Genomic DNA, 14,084 nt, shown 5'->3' on the forward strand with positions numbered 1-14,084 from the left:
CCCGGGCCGCCGCGCACCGGCTGAACGCAAGCAGCCGCGTGCGCCGCGACAGCCGCAGGCGCATCGCCGACAATGCCCCTCTCCCCCGACGACGCCCCGCGCGCGCTCGCGCGCCGCACTGGATCGCCCATGCTCCGCTGGTTCGAAAACCGCATCGCCCCGTTCCCGTCCGCCCCGCCCGAACAGCCGCCACGCACGCTGTTCGCGTTCTGCATGCACTACGTGCGCGGCAGCGGCCGCTGGCTGCTGCTGATGGCGCTGTTCACCGCGGCCATCGCCATCGCCGAGGTCGTGCTCTACGCCTACGTCGGCTCGCTGGTCGATCGCCTGGCCGCCCACACGCCGGCCTCGTTCCTCGATGCCGAGGGCGGCCGGCTCGCGGCGATGGCGGTACTGGTGCTCATCGGCCTGCCGGTGATGACGCTGTTCAGCTCGCTGATCATCCACCAGACACTGCTCGGCAACTTCCCGATGCGGATCCGCTGGAACGTGCATCGCTACCTGCTGCGGCAGTCGATGACCTACTTCCAGGAAGAGTTCGCCGGCCGCATCGCGACCAAGCTGATGCAGACCTCGCTGGCGGTACGCGAGACGGTCATCAAGCTGCTGGATGTCGGCAACTACGTGCTGGTCTACCTGACCGGCGCGCTGGTGGTCGCCGCTTCGGCCGATTGGCGGATGATGCTGCCGTTCCTGGGCTGGGTGCTGTGCTACGCAGCGCTGATGCGCGTCTTCGTGCCGCGGCTGAGCAAGATCTCCGAAAAGCAGGCCGATGCGCGCGCGGTAATGACCGGGCGCATCGTCGACAGCTACACCAACATCGCCACGGTCAAGCTGTTCTCGCATTCCTCGCGCGAGCAGTCCTACGCCTACGAGGCGATGGATGGCTTCCTCGACACCGTGCATCGGCAGATGCGCCTGGTGACGATCATCAACGTCTGCAACTACGTGCTCAACATGCTGCTGGTCGCCTCGGTCGGCGGGCTCGGCCTGTGGCTGTGGCATGGCGGTGCGATCAGCACCGGCGCGATCGCAGTGGCGATCGCACTGGCGCTGCGCATGCTGGGCATGTCGCAATGGATCATGTGGGAGCTTTCGGCGCTGTTCGAGAACATCGGCACGGTGCGCGACGGCATCAACTCGATCTCGCTGGCGCCCACCGTCGACGATGCGCCGGCCGCGCAGGTGCTGCCGCCGGTGCGCGGCGACATCCGCTTCGAGGGCGTCGACTTCCACTACGGCCAGGCCGAGCGCAGCGTCATCGAAGGCCTGGACCTGCACGTGCGACCCGGCGAGAAGATCGGCCTGGTCGGACGCTCGGGCGCGGGCAAGTCGACCCTGGTCAACCTGTTGCTGCGCTTCTATGACCGTGAGGCCGGGACGATCCGCATCGACGGCGTCGACATCGCCACCGTCACCCAGGATTCGCTGCGCGCGCAGATCGGCATGGTGACCCAGGACACCTCGCTGCTGCACCGCTCGGTGCGCGAGAACATCCTCTACGGTCGCCCGGACGCGAGCGAGGCGGAGATGATCGAGGCCGCGCGGCGCGCCGAGGCGCACGAGTTCATCCTCGGCCTCAGCGATGCCAAGGGCCGCACCGGTTACGACGCCCAGGTCGGCGAACGCGGCGTCAAGCTGTCGGGCGGCCAGCGCCAGCGCATCGCGATCGCGCGCGTGTTGCTGAAGAACGCCCCGATCCTGGTCCTCGACGAGGCCACCTCGGCGCTCGACTCCGAGGCCGAGGCCGCGATCCAGGAGAACCTGTACCGGCTGATGGAAGGCAAGACGGTGATCGCGATCGCGCACCGACTGTCGACGATCGCGGCGATGGACCGGCTGATCGTCATGGAGCGTGGCCGGATCGTCGAACAGGGCACGCACGAGGCGCTGATCGCGGCCGACGGCATCTACGCGCAGCTATGGCGGCGGCAGTCGGGCGGTTTCCTGCAGGACGACGCGCCCTGAGTTCACGCCGCGACGGGCCCGTGCCCGTCGCTCAACCCGGCGTCGGCGCCGGGATCTCGGTGCGATCTGCGCCGTCCGTCGGCGCGGCCGCCTCGCTGTCGTCGGCCGAGGCCTCGGACGGCCGGGCGGGCGTGTCGCCGCCCTGGGCGGTCGGCGTGCGCGTATCGCGCGGCGCCGGCGCGGCGGGGGCCTGCTCGGCGGCGCGCCGGGCCGTCCCGGTGGGCACGCCAAGAATGCGCAGCCGGCTGGCGATGCCAGCGGCCGCGGTCATCTCCCCGACGAGGTCGAATTCCGACAGCGGGCTCTCCGACGGGCACTGCGCGTCCGGAAAGCCGAAGCGCCCGCGCAGTTCCAGGCCGCAGGCGGTCATCGCCTCGACGTCGCGGTCGGGTGCATTGCAGGTCGCGTCGAAGGCGCGGATGTAGGAGTCGCGGCGCGCAACGAAGTCCTGGCCGCACTTGCGCATCAGCCGCAGCCGGTCGAGATCGTCCTGCGCTGGATTCACCCCGTCCAGGCCATAGAGCTTGAGCTCTTCGGGAGTGAGGATGCGCAGGCTGCGGTTGGGCACGGCCATCATCAGATCGGCGACCGCGACGGCGGCGCCGTTGCGCTCCAGGTAATCGCGCACCCGGCCGTAGACCGCCCGCAGTTCACGGTTGAGTTCGGCCCGCGTCGACGCGCTCGAGCTCATGCGGATGATCCGGTGGATGCCGACCCGCCCGCCGATCAGCCGGGTGTCGCCGCCGGCGAGCAGGAACACGCAGGAACTGTGGCAGGCCGCGCCTTCGCGCACCCAGATCGTCCAGCGCGACTCGGCGATCACGTCGCCGGCGCGGATCGCTTCTTCGACCATGCCGCCGCTCGAATCCAGATCGAGCACCCGCTTGTCGATCTTCAACTCGTCGGCGACCGCGGCCAGGCGCTGCATCAGCCGGGTGAAGTCCTGGGTCACACGGCCCTTGAAGCGCAGCCGGAACACCCCGCGCTCGGCGCACGGCGCCATCGCCTCGCGCAGCGCTGCGCGGTCGAACGCCTTGAGCACATCGCCGTCGCCGGCATTGGCATAGTCCAGTTCGCAGCTCAGCGACGCGGTCGCACCCTCGAGCGTCATCGGCGACCAGTCGACCTCGGCCGGATTGGCGGTTTCGGCAGGCAGTGGCGCCACCTCGGGCAGGTCCTCGGTTGCGAGCGGCGCGGTACTGACCGCGCCGCCCTCCTCCGGACTGGACACCTCGACGGTCTCCACCGCCTGGTCGACGGGCGCAGGCGCGCGCTGGCAGCCGACCACGGCCAGGCACAGGATCAACGGCAGGCACGAACGCCAGGACGACATGGACGCAACGGACTCCGGCTAGGGGACGCGAAATGATCCGTCCAGTGTAGGGACTTGGCCGACGACCGTCCGAATGCGATGTGAATGCAACCGGAGCACCGGCGCCCAGGGCACGCTCAGCGGGCCAGCCGCGGCAGCAGCGCCGCGTGGAACTGCTCGGGCGCCTCGACCTGCGGCGAGTGCCCCAGTGCCGGAAACTCGACCAGTTCGGCATCGGGAATGACCTGGGCCGCGCGCCGACCGAGCGCCGGGTAGTCGCCCAGCCGCGCGGCGATCTGCGGCGGCGCGCGTTGGGCGCCCGGCGCGGTCCGGTCCTTGCCGCCGATCATCAACAGCGTCGGCACGCGCAGCGTCGCGAACTCGTGCACCACCGGCTGCGTGAACAGCATCTCCGAGGTCTGGGCCTGGTTCCAGGCCACGATCTCGCCGTCGGGGCCGGCGTAGAGGCCGGCCAGCATCTCGACCCAGCGGTCATAGCGCGGGTCCCAGTGGCCGTCGTAATAGAACTTGCGCTGATAGGCGCGGATGCTCTCGGCGGTGGTCCTGCGCTCGCCTTCCATCAACTGATCGACGGTCGCGTACGGCACGCCCTCGGCCTGCCAGTCCTCGAGCCCGATCGGATTGACCAGCACCAGCTGCGCGACCGCATCGGGATACTGCAGCGCGTAGCGGGTCGCCAGCATGCCGCCCATGGAATGGCCGATCAGCACCGGGCGCTCGACGCCCAGTGCCTGCAGCAGCCCGTGGGTGTTGGCGGCGAGCTGGGCGAACGAGAACTGGTAGCCGCGCGGCTTGCTCGATGCGCAGAACCCGATCTGGTCGGGCGCGACGACTCGCCAGCCGTCGGCGACCAGCACCGCGATCGTGTCTTCCCAGGTCGCGGCGCAGAAGTTCTTGCCGTGCAGCAGCACGGCCGTGCGACCGTTGCCCGAGCCCGCCGGCCGCACGTCCAGGTAGGCCATCGACAGCGCCTGGCCCTGGGAGGTCAGCGCATGCGCCTGGCGTGGATACGGGGACTCCAAGCCCTGCAACTCGCCGCCGTCGGACGATGCGCAGGCCGACCCGGCCGACAATGCGGCGAGCAACAGGACGAGCGAACACAGGCGCGGCATGGGAAACCTCGTACGGGCGTGTGTCGACGATGATGCCACCGGCTGCCGGCAGTGCGACCGGCTCAATGCGCGGGCACCGTCCACAGGTAGATGCGCGTGCCGTCGACCTCCTGGGTGACCTCGGGCGTCCACTGGTCGGCCATGTCGAAGGCGTGGCTGACGATCCGCGTGCCGGGCTTGAGCTCGGCGAGCAGCTTGGGGCGCAGTTTCACATTGAGGCTCTGCAGCAGATACAGCGTGACCACGCTGGCCTCACTGATGTCCTCCTGGAACAGGTCGGCCTCCTTGAATGTGACGAGGTCGGTGACACCGGCCGCCTCGGCATTGGCGTTCGCCTCGCGCACGCGCACCGGGTTGATGTCGATGCCGACCGCACGCACGCCGAAGCGTTGCGCCGCCGCGATCGGGATGCGGCCATCGCCCGAACCCAGGTCGTAGAGCACGTCGCCCTCGCCGACCTTGGCCAGGTTGAGCATCGCATCGACCACCGGCTCTGGCGTCGGCACATAGATCACGTCGGGCTCGCGCGACGGCGGCGGCGCGCCTTCGGCGAACGGCGAGTCCGGGCCGATCTGCGCGGTGACCGTCGGCACCGCGGTCGGCGCGCCGTCTGCGCTCGCCGCTGCGGGCATCGCGGTATCGGCGCTGACCTGCGGCGGCTGCGGATCCTGCGCGCAGGCGGTCATCAAGGCGGGCACCAGCACGCACAGTGCGAGCGTGGCGCGGGATGGAGTCGATCGGATCATGACGAGGTCTCCTCGGGACAGGTGGACGGTCGAAGCCGGCGCAACAGCAGCCCGCCGATGGCGAGCACGACCACGCCGACCAGCGCGCCGCGCCCGGTATAGGCCAGGCTCGCGTACAGCAGGTAGGCGCTGGTCGCGCAGAACAGCAACGGCAGCGCGGGATACAGCGGCACCCGGAACGGGCGCGGGCGATCGGGGTCGCGCCGGCGCAGCACGAACAGCGCGATGCCCACCAGCAGGAAGAACAGCCAGAACACCGGCGCTGTGTATTCCACCGCGACCTCGAAACCATCGCGCGCAAAGGCGCCCAGCACCACCAGCGCCAGTGCCAGCACGCCCTGGACCAGGATCGCCGCGCGCGGCGCGCCGCTGCGCGCATCCCAGCGGCCGATGACGGCCAGCGCCGGGAAATCGCGCCCGACCGCATACACGCTGCGCGCGCCGGTGATCAGCGTCGCGTTGGCCGAGGTCAGGGCCGCGGCAACCACGATCGCACTCATCAAGGCCGCGCCGCTCGGTCCGAACACCCGGCCCATCACCTCGGCCGCGACGGCGTTGTGCTCGGCCATGCCGCCCAGGCCGAGCACGCGCAGATAGGCCAGGTTGACCAGCACGTACAGCGCGGCGATCGCGATCAGGCTGAGCACCAGCACGCGCGGCATCCAGCGGCGCGCGTCGCGGACTTCGGCGGTGATGTAGACCGCCTCGTTCCAGCCGCCGTAGGTCAGCAGCACGAACACCAGCACCAGACCGATCGCGCTGTCGCCGCCGCTGCCGGGCACCGGCGCGATGCCGGTCGGCGCGAACGCCAACCCCGCCACGACGATCACCAGCACGCCGGCGATCTCGACGATCGTCAGCCACGTCTGCACCGCCGCACTCTGACGCGTGCCGATCCAGTTGATCGCCGACAGCGCGATCACCGCCGCAGCCGCAACCAGCGCCGATGCGCCGGTGCCCAGGTCGAACAGCTGCGCCATGTAGTCGCCGACGATGAAGCACAGCAACGCGATCGATCCGGTCTGGATCACCGCCATCCGCGCCCAGGCGAACAGGAAGGCCATGCGTGGCCCAAAGGCGCGGCGCAGGTAGGCGTAGTCGCCGCCCGCCTGCGGGTAGGTGGTGGCCAGTTCGGCGTAGCACAGCGCACCGACGACCGACAGCGCACCGCCGGCGACCCAGGCGAGCAGCAGCATCAGTTCGCTGCTGGAGGCGCCGGCCACCAGCGAGGGGGTCCGGAAGATGCCGGCGCCGACGACGATACCGATCGTGATCGCGAACGCATCGCGCGCACGCAAGGTGGCACGCGGGGGCGCAGGGTCGGCCATCGCGGGCCGGCATTCGCTTGCGTCCATGAGGGTCCAGAGTGACGGAAGGTCACCGACGGCAAGCCGACGGCGCGGGACTGCTGGGCCGTCCGATTCAATCACTGTGGTGATGGCAGGCATGTGAACGCGTCCGCAGCACGCCCGCGTGCACATCGAAGAGCGACGCACGATCCGACGCACAGGCAGCCGCGCACGGCGGCGGCGCCGCGCCCTGTGGCGCGCGACACGCACTGTGGCGGCAGACTCGCGCACTGCGGCGACGGGCTGAGGACCGCTTCCAAGTCGGGTCGCGCATCGCTCCCTCCCCCGCTTGCGGGGGAGGGCCGGGGTGGGGGCGAGCCGCCAACCGCGCGCGTGGCGTCAGCGGTCGCGCATCGCCTCGAGCACGCCGAACAGGCTGCGCAGATCCTGCGCGTTGTGCAGGCCGACGCGGCGCAGCTTGTCGGCACTGCCGCCGCGCAGATAGGCCAGCCACGCCGCCGGCGCCTCGCTGCCCGGCAGGTCGTCCTCGCGCAGCACGCCCAGCAGTTCGCGCTCGACGGTCGCCAGCCGGCAGTTCGCCCAGATGCCGCGATAGCGCCGCCGCACCGGATGCAGCAGGTCGACGTGACGCAGGTCGATCAGCGGGTCGCGCATCCGTGCCAGGCGGTAGCGCGTGGTCAACAGCGGACGGTCATAGCAGCGCCCGTTGTAGCTCACCAGCACGGTCTCGGGTCGTAGCCAGCTGGCGAAGACCTTCAGCATCTGGCGCTCGGCACCGAGCGTGGTGATACACAGCTGGCGGATCCGCAGCCGGCCGTCGACGAAGTCCGCCGCGCCGATCATGAAGGCGCGGGTGCCGGTGCCGCCAGCCAGGCCGGTGGTCTCGGTGTCGAACGCGAGCAGGTCGCCGCGCTGTGCGGTGTCGTGGCGGATCTCGTGCAGCGCCAGCTCGGCATCGTCGTGCGGCCAGGCCGCGACCTGCTCGAGATAGCGCAGGCCAGGCGCGATCTCCTCGCCCGGCAGCACGCGATCGACCGGCGCGGCTGGGCGCGGCGCCATCGCCGGCGTACGCAGCTTCATCAGCTTGCGCAGTTGCTCGGCCACGACCTCCGGCGAACGCTGCGCATCGGCGCGTGGCCACTGCGCGCGCGGCGGCAGCGCAGGCGCCATCGGCCGGGCCGGCGCGACGCTCGGAAGCACCGTGCCGGCCTGGCTGCGCAGCAATCCCAGCCGCTTGGCCAGCGCGCTCATGGGCACGCGCTCATGCGGCCACCAGCAGGTCGAGCACACGCGCGGCCAGTTGCCGCGGCGTGCGCTCGGCGTCTTCTTCGGACGCCAGGATCGGCCCGACGCAGGCCGGGCAGCCGGCGCGACAGCCGCAGCCGCCGATCAGCGCCGCGGCCTGCGCCAGCAGCTCGTCGCGGCGTTCGAACAACGGCGAGGACAGGCCGACACCGCCGGGGTAGTTGTCGTAGAGGTACAGCGTCGGTGCGAAGCGGCCGATGTGGTCGATGTCGAGCGCCGCGCCCTCGCCGTCGCGCAACTGCCCGCGCCCGCGCTGGTCGGCGGTCGCGAACCACGTGCCGTCGCCGCTGCCCACGGCTTTCTGCAGGTCGCGGCTCTCGGCCATCACCGCGACCTGGGCCACCAGGTGCAGCGCGTACGAAGCGCCGAGGAAGCCGTCGAGCGCCTCGTGGCGCGCGTCGAACGCCGCATCGAGCGCGCGCTGCGGCAACTGCCACCACACCGCGCTGGTGTGCAATTCCTGATCGGGCAGGTTGACCGGCCCGTAGCCGATGTTCTCGTGGGTGTGGAAGCGGATCTTCTTGTAGCCCGACACCCGCCGCACCACGTGCACCTCGCCCAGGTGCGCGCTGCCCTGCCCGGCCTCGGCCTGCTCGGCATCGTCGAGCACCTTGAGCTTGGTGTAGTCGATCGCGTCGGTGTAGTAGTCGACATGGGTGCGCTGCACATAGGCCTTGCGACCTTCCCAGTCCAGGCGTTCGACCTGGAACGGCTCGGACTGGATCATGTGGATCGCGCCCTCGTAGAGCGTGAGCGCGGCGGCCGAGTAATCGACCTCGGCGATGATCGTCTGCCGACCGTCGGTGCGGTCGACGACGACGAAGTTGCCGTCGGCGACCGAGCGCAGATTCACCGCCTGCGCCGGATAGCTGTCGGCGATCCATTCCCAGCGATCACCCTCGTGGTGCAGCACGCCCGACTCGGCCAGCACCTCCAGCCACGGCAGCGGCGCGACGGGTCCGAACATGTCGCCGTCGACGAACGGCAGCTCGAACGCGGCGCAGCGGATGTGGTCGAGCAGGATCAGCGGCTGGTCGGGTTCGATGCGCGCGTGCTCGGGATTGGCCTGCGCGAAGAACTCCGGATGCCGCACCACGTACTGGTCCATCGGCTCGGAACTGGCGACCAGCACGCCAACCGAAGGCTGCTGGCGCCGGCCGGCGCGACCGAAGCGCTGCCAGGTCGCCGAGATGCTGCCCGGATACCCGTTGAGCACGACCACATCGAGGCTGCCGATATCGACCCCCAGCTCCAGCGCCGAGGTGCTGACGATGCCGTCGATGCTGCCGGCACGCATCTCGCGCTCGGCCGCGCGGCGCTCGGTCGGCAGGTAGCCGCCGCGGTAGGCGCGGATGCGGCGCGGCTTGCGCGGGTCGTGGTCGAAGACCTCCTTGAGGTACTTGGTCAGCACCTCGACCATCAGCCGGGTCTGACAGAACACCAGCGTCTTGAGGCCGGAGCGGATCGCCAGCCGCGCGATGCGGTTGGACTGCGAGCGCGCCGACGCGCGCAGGCCCAGGTCCGGATTGACCACCGGCGGGTTCCACAGCAGCACGTGCTTGTCGCCGCGCGGCGCCCCGCCGTCGTCGATCGCCTCGAACTGTGCATCGTCGACCTCGATCAGCGCGCGCCCATGCTCGCGGGCATTGCCGATCGTCGCCGAGCACAGGATGAACTGCGGTGTCACGCCGTAGAACGCGCACACCCGCTTGAGCCGGCGGATCACGTTGGCCACATGCGAACCGAACACACCGCGGTAGGTGTGGATCTCGTCGATCACCACATAGCGCAGGTTCTCGAAGAACTGCGCCCACTTGGTGTGATGCGGCAGGATCGCCTGGTGCAGCATGTCGGGGTTGCTGACGACGATGTCGCCGTTGATGCGGATCGCCTGGCGCGCGTCCCCGGGCGTGTCGCCGTCGAAGGTCGCCGCGCGCAGGCCGAGCTCGCCGGCGGCATTGAGTTCCAGCAGTTCGGCAACCTGGTCCTGCGCCAGCGCCTTGGTCGGGAACAGGTACAGCGCCTTGCTGCGCGCGGTGATCGTCGCCGACAGCACCGGCAGCGTGTAGCACAGCGACTTGCCTGATGCGGTTGGCGTGGCGACGACGACGTGCCGGCCGGCCTGGGTCGCGGCCCAGGCCTGGGCCTGGTGACTGTAGAGCCGGTCGATGCCACGGCTGCGCAGCGCGCGCGCCAGCGCCTCAGGCACGTCGGCAGGCATTGGCGCGTAGCGGCCCGGTTGGCCGGGCAGCAACAGGCTGCCGGTGATGCGCCCGGGATATTTGGCCGACAACTTGGTCGCAAGCGCCGTGCCGGGCGCGGTGCCGGCCGGGGTCGCGGGCAGCGTGTCGGGTTTGAGAATCGCGTTCAGACAGCACGCTCCGGGCGGCAGGCGGGGCGCGAGCGTGCCCGCGCCCCGTCTCACGACGCGAGACTGCGGCCGCAGGCCCCACCGTTCACGGGCGCAGGACCGCCCGCGCCCTAGCATCGGGCGCTCCTGATCCCCCGTTGGAGACCCCCGATGCAGACCCTGGACGGCAAGACGATCGCCATTCTCGCTACCGACGGCTTCGAACAGTCGGAGCTCGAAAAACCCCTGCAGGCGTTGCGCGAGGCCGGCGCCCGCGTCGACGTCGTATCGCCCGGCGATGCCAAGTCGATCAAGGGCTGGGACCAGAAGGACTGGGGCCGCAGCGTCGATGTCGACGTATCGCTGTCCAAGGCCGATCCCGGCCGCTACGACGCGCTGGTGCTGCCCGGCGGGCAGATCAACCCCGACAACCTGCGCAAGGACGCCGATGCGGTCGCGTTCGTGCGCAATTTCGGCCAGAGCGGCAAGCCGGTCGCCGCGATCTGCCACGGCCCCTGGCTGCTGGTCGAAAGCGGCCTGGCGAAGGGCCGCAAGGTCACCTCGTGGGCGTCGATCAAGACCGACCTGGTCAACGCCGGCGCGGACTGGCAGGACGCGGAGGTCATCGTCGACGGCAACCTGATCACCAGCCGCAAGCCCGACGACATCCCGGCGTTCAACGCCGCGATCGTCAAGGCCGTCGCAGGCTGATCCTCGAGGCCATGCCTGAATGCCGGGCTCTGATCGCCCGGCTCTGAACACTAAGCTGGAGACCACGCCGATGACGATCGAATTGCAGATGCTGGCCGGGTCGATCGTCCTCGGCCTGGTTCACGTCCTGGTCGCGGCCGGATTTTCGACTGCGCAACGCGGCCTGGCCTGGAACGCAGGCAACCGCGATGGCGCAGTGCCGCCGCTGACTGGCGCCGCGCAGCGGCTGTCGGCCGCGAGCCGCAACTTTTTCGAGACCTTTCCGTTCTTCGCGGCCGCGGTGCTGGCGGTGGTGCTGGCCGGTCGCGCCGACGCCACCACCGCACTGGGCGCGCAGCTCTACCTGTGGGCGCGCGTGGCCTATCTGCCGGTCTACGGCATCGGCATTCCTTACCTGCGCAGCGCCATCTGGACGGTCGCGATCGTGGGGTTGGTGATGGTGCTGGCGGGGCTGTTCTGAACGCGTCCGCGCTGTCATCGAAATCCAACATTGGATTCACGGAAAACAGACGATCCGCACCTTAGCCTGCGCGCTCCCAAGTTCCCGGCAACACGCAGATGGCCCGTTCCGAATCCGATCACATGCTCGTGCTTTCGCTGGGTCGCAATGGACGCGCGTCGTACCCCGAGCGTCCCTGGGAAGAGATCGAGCCGGTGCTGCGGCGGGTCTGGGAGTTCGATGGCCGCCTGCGTGCCTGGCACGACGTTCGCGCCGACGTGCAGGCGGCCTGGCATGCGCACGACGCGCGCCCGCGTCGCGAACGTCGTCGCACATCCGCAACCGGCCAGGTCAGCCGCGCCGTCTGATGCCTGCGCGGCATCGCCTCGACGACAAGGCGTCGCGGTACGCGATCACGCACGATGCCGGCGTGACCGATCACCACAGACCGGTCACCACGTGGCGCACACACCCTCTTGCCGCGCGCATGACGTGGTCGCGTCGATAGTGTCTCCACCGCAGACCGGAGACCCTCATGAGCAAGGCCAACCCCACCCGCCCCAATGCCCCGAGCGAGGAATCGTCGCTGCGCGACCGCGAAGATCTGCCTGCAACGCGTGGGCCGGCACTGAAGGACCCGCGTTCACAGTCGGCGATCGACAACATCGGGCTCGACGACCAGGCCGACTTGCTCGACCCGGAACTCGACGACCAGATCGGCGATCGCGATGCCGACGGTCATTCGTTCGCCGACGACGTCCGCAGCGATACCGGCGTGGAGAACGGCGAGCCGAAGTGAATGCACGTGTGCCCGGTGCCGTCCTCGGCCCCGGGCACCGTGCATGGCGCGTGGTCAGATCCCAGGTCGGCGATACAGGGCCGCGTTGATGCACGAGAACACGCTGACGATGAACCAGCCAAAGGGCAGCAGCGAGACCGTCAGCAGCCAGGTGATCGCGAATGCGATGCAGCCGGCCAGGAACCACAGCACCGCCGACAGCAGCCGGCCCTGAACCAGTTGCCCGAGGCCGGGCACGATGAAACTGCAGATGGCGGCGATGACATTGCCGGCCGAACCCTGTCCACTCATGAAGCCATCTCCTGCACGTTGGAATGACGCGATGGTCCACGAGGCGCGCGCGGCGCGATGTGAATACGCGTTTCCGGCCACGGGAGGTCGCTGTCGTCATTAAGGCTGGCACCCGCCCGCGACGCGCACCTGCGGGCGGAGCGACGATGACATCGTGTGACATCCCCAAGCCGATACCCTGGCCCGGACTCGGATTCTGCAACAAACAACGGACGCATTCCGCCAAGAATGCGCCCGTTGCTTGGTGTCTGCGGAACTGGTGGTGCTTGGGGGAGCTGGAACGTCAGCGGACCCGGAAGCGATCGTTGTCGTCGCGGCCGCTGCCGGTGTACTCGCCGCTGGTGTAGCGGTCATGCGACACGTAGGCGTCCTCCACCGCGGCCTTGGCGCGGTCCCATTCCAGGCGCGACGTGCCGCGACGTGTCGCCCAGTCGCGTTCCAATTCGCCTGCAAGCGTGTCGTCCCAGCCGCGATCGGCATGCCGCGAACGCGCATAGGCACCGTAGCGATATGCCGGCTGGTAATCCTCGTAGCGGTCGTCGGCGTTGCGATACGGCGCGTTCTCGAATGCCTTCGCGTAGTAGTCGTCGCTGCGCCGGTACAGATCGTAGGTCCGATCCGTCCGTTCCCAGGCATCGCGGACGGCCGGCTGCGCGTCTTCCCACGCCAGCTTCGACTCGGCCTTGGCCGACTCCCAATCTCGGCGCAGCTGTGCCTCCGATTCGTCCCAACCGCGGGTCCGGTCCGCCTCGCGGGCCTGCAGGCCGAAGCCGTAGGCGGGCGCGTAATCGCGGTCGTAGTCATGCCCCGGCTTGACGTAAGGGCGGTCGCGATGCGCCTGCCGCCAGTACTCCACTTCGCCGGTCGGATCGATCCGCTCGGCCACGCCCTTGCCGATCGCCGCCCCGGCGACCACGCCGACCGCCGCACCGATCAACGTGCCGACCGGCCCGAATACGGTTCCGGTAGCGGCGCCGGCCGCCATGCCGCCCGCGGTGCCGCCCACACCCACGCCGACCGGATGGGCGCCGGGCGTCTTGGTGATCGGATCGCGGTTGAGATCGCGTCCGCCATCGCGGATATCGTCGTGCTTGGTCATGTGCTTGGCTCCGTTGCTCGAATGAACAAGCACCGTGCGGGTCGGGCGATGAAGCCGCCGTGGCGAAATCGGGAATGCGCGCCCGTTGCGTTCAGCTGTCGCGCCCGGCCATATCGACATTGCGTCGGCCCGCACCAGCACGCGGGCGCTGCAGCCGCGGCAGCGCGCCGACCACCAGCAACGCGACGAGCGTGGTCGCCAGCGCCACCATCTCCTGGCCCATGCCAGCCGCCATGCCGATCGCCGCGGTCATCCACACCCCGGCCGCCGTCGTCAGGCCCTCGATCCGCTCGCCCTTGTCCAGCTTGAGGATCGCGCCCGCGCCGAGAAAGCCGATGCCCGAGACGATGCCCTGCATCACACGGGTCACCTCGGCGCCGTCGATATCCGACAGCAGCGGCGCGAGGACGAACAGCGCCGAGCCGATCGAGACCAGGATGTGCGTCTTCAAGCCCGCGGCGCGGCCCTTGTGTTCGCGCTCCCAGCCGACCATGCCACCCAGCAGCGCGGCCACCAGCACGCGCACCACGATGGTGGTCAAGGTGTCGGGATCAGGCAGCGCCAGTTCGCGCGCCACGGCATCGAGCACTTGATCGAGCACGCTCATCGCACATGGCCTCC

General features: G+C 69.8%; 14 protein-coding genes. 5 read left to right on the plus strand and 9 right to left on the minus strand.

What is annotated here, in order from left to right; all coding sequences use genetic code 11:
* Positions 1-129 precede the first annotated feature (129 nt).
* The gene (locus tag FHW73_RS08005; protein WP_183426179.1) at positions 130-1,968 is read left to right on the plus strand and encodes an ABC transporter ATP-binding protein; all 1,839 of its coding nucleotides are present in this window, start codon (positions 130-132) and stop codon (positions 1,966-1,968) included.
* A 31-nt stretch (positions 1,969-1,999) separates the two neighbouring features.
* Here the strand turns inward: FHW73_RS08005 and FHW73_RS08010 are convergent, their stop codons facing one another.
* The 6 genes from FHW73_RS08010 to FHW73_RS08035 form a co-directional block, all read right to left on the minus strand.
* Positions 2,000-3,301, minus strand: coding sequence for a hypothetical protein (locus tag FHW73_RS08010; protein ID WP_183426180.1), 1,302 nt, complete (start codon positions 3,299-3,301; stop codon positions 2,000-2,002).
* Between the two features lie 116 nt (positions 3,302-3,417).
* Positions 3,418-4,413 (minus strand): alpha/beta hydrolase, encoded by a 996-nt coding sequence (locus tag FHW73_RS08015; RefSeq protein ID WP_183426181.1) that lies wholly within the window; start codon positions 4,411-4,413, stop codon positions 3,418-3,420.
* 62 nt (positions 4,414-4,475) lie between these two features.
* Positions 4,476-5,159: a class I SAM-dependent methyltransferase gene (locus FHW73_RS08020; protein ID WP_221187479.1), complete on the minus strand. Its 684-nt coding sequence runs from the start codon at positions 5,157-5,159 to the stop codon at positions 4,476-4,478.
* Positions 5,156-6,514, minus strand: coding sequence for an amino acid permease (locus tag FHW73_RS08025; protein WP_183426182.1), 1,359 nt, complete (start codon positions 6,512-6,514; stop codon positions 5,156-5,158). The genes FHW73_RS08020 and FHW73_RS08025 overlap by 4 nt, the downstream gene beginning before the upstream one ends.
* Positions 6,515-6,847: 333 nt before the next feature.
* Positions 6,848-7,720, minus strand: a complete 873-nt coding sequence (locus FHW73_RS08030; RefSeq protein ID WP_183426183.1) for a ribonuclease H-like domain-containing protein — start codon at positions 7,718-7,720, stop codon at positions 6,848-6,850.
* Positions 7,721-7,730: 10 nt separating this feature from the next.
* A complete protein-coding gene (locus tag FHW73_RS08035) occupies positions 7,731-10,118 on the minus strand; it encodes a DEAD/DEAH box helicase (RefSeq protein ID WP_255492861.1) in 2,388 nt (795 codons plus the stop codon).
* Positions 10,119-10,295: 177 nt separating this feature from the next.
* Between FHW73_RS08035 and FHW73_RS08040 the strand changes: the two genes are divergently transcribed.
* The 4 genes from FHW73_RS08040 (at position 10,296) to FHW73_RS08055 (ending at position 12,073) form a co-directional block, all read left to right on the plus strand.
* Complete coding sequence (locus tag FHW73_RS08040; RefSeq protein ID WP_183426185.1) at positions 10,296-10,835, plus strand: type 1 glutamine amidotransferase domain-containing protein; 540 nt, start codon at positions 10,296-10,298, stop codon at positions 10,833-10,835.
* 70 nt (positions 10,836-10,905) lie between these two features.
* Entirely contained in the window at positions 10,906-11,295 is a 390-nt protein-coding gene (locus FHW73_RS08045; RefSeq protein WP_183426186.1) for an MAPEG family protein, read from the plus strand.
* A gap of 98 nt (positions 11,296-11,393) precedes the next feature.
* Complete coding sequence (locus FHW73_RS08050) at positions 11,394-11,642, plus strand: hypothetical protein (protein ID WP_183426187.1); 249 nt, start codon at positions 11,394-11,396, stop codon at positions 11,640-11,642.
* Positions 11,643-11,809: 167 nt separating this feature from the next.
* Positions 11,810-12,073, plus strand: a complete 264-nt coding sequence (locus tag FHW73_RS08055; RefSeq protein ID WP_183426188.1) for a hypothetical protein — start codon at positions 11,810-11,812, stop codon at positions 12,071-12,073.
* A gap of 54 nt (positions 12,074-12,127) precedes the next feature.
* On the opposite strand, the gene FHW73_RS08060 is transcribed toward FHW73_RS08055, so the two are convergent.
* From FHW73_RS08060 to FHW73_RS08070, 3 genes are all read right to left on the minus strand, one after another.
* Positions 12,128-12,364, minus strand: a complete 237-nt coding sequence (locus FHW73_RS08060; protein ID WP_183426189.1) for a hypothetical protein — start codon at positions 12,362-12,364, stop codon at positions 12,128-12,130.
* Between the two features lie 283 nt (positions 12,365-12,647).
* Positions 12,648-13,463: a hypothetical protein gene (locus FHW73_RS08065; protein WP_183426190.1), complete on the minus strand. Its 816-nt coding sequence runs from the start codon at positions 13,461-13,463 to the stop codon at positions 12,648-12,650.
* Positions 13,464-13,554: 91 nt separating this feature from the next.
* On the minus strand, positions 13,555-14,070 hold the full coding sequence (locus FHW73_RS08070; protein ID WP_183426191.1) for an MgtC/SapB family protein: 516 nt from the start codon (positions 14,068-14,070) through the stop codon (positions 13,555-13,557).
* Between the last annotated feature and the right edge of the window lie 14 nt (positions 14,071-14,084).

The organism is Luteimonas sp. RC10 (genome assembly GCF_014192745.1).
In the GTDB taxonomy this organism is placed as follows: Bacteria; Pseudomonadota; Gammaproteobacteria; order Xanthomonadales; family Xanthomonadaceae; genus Luteimonas.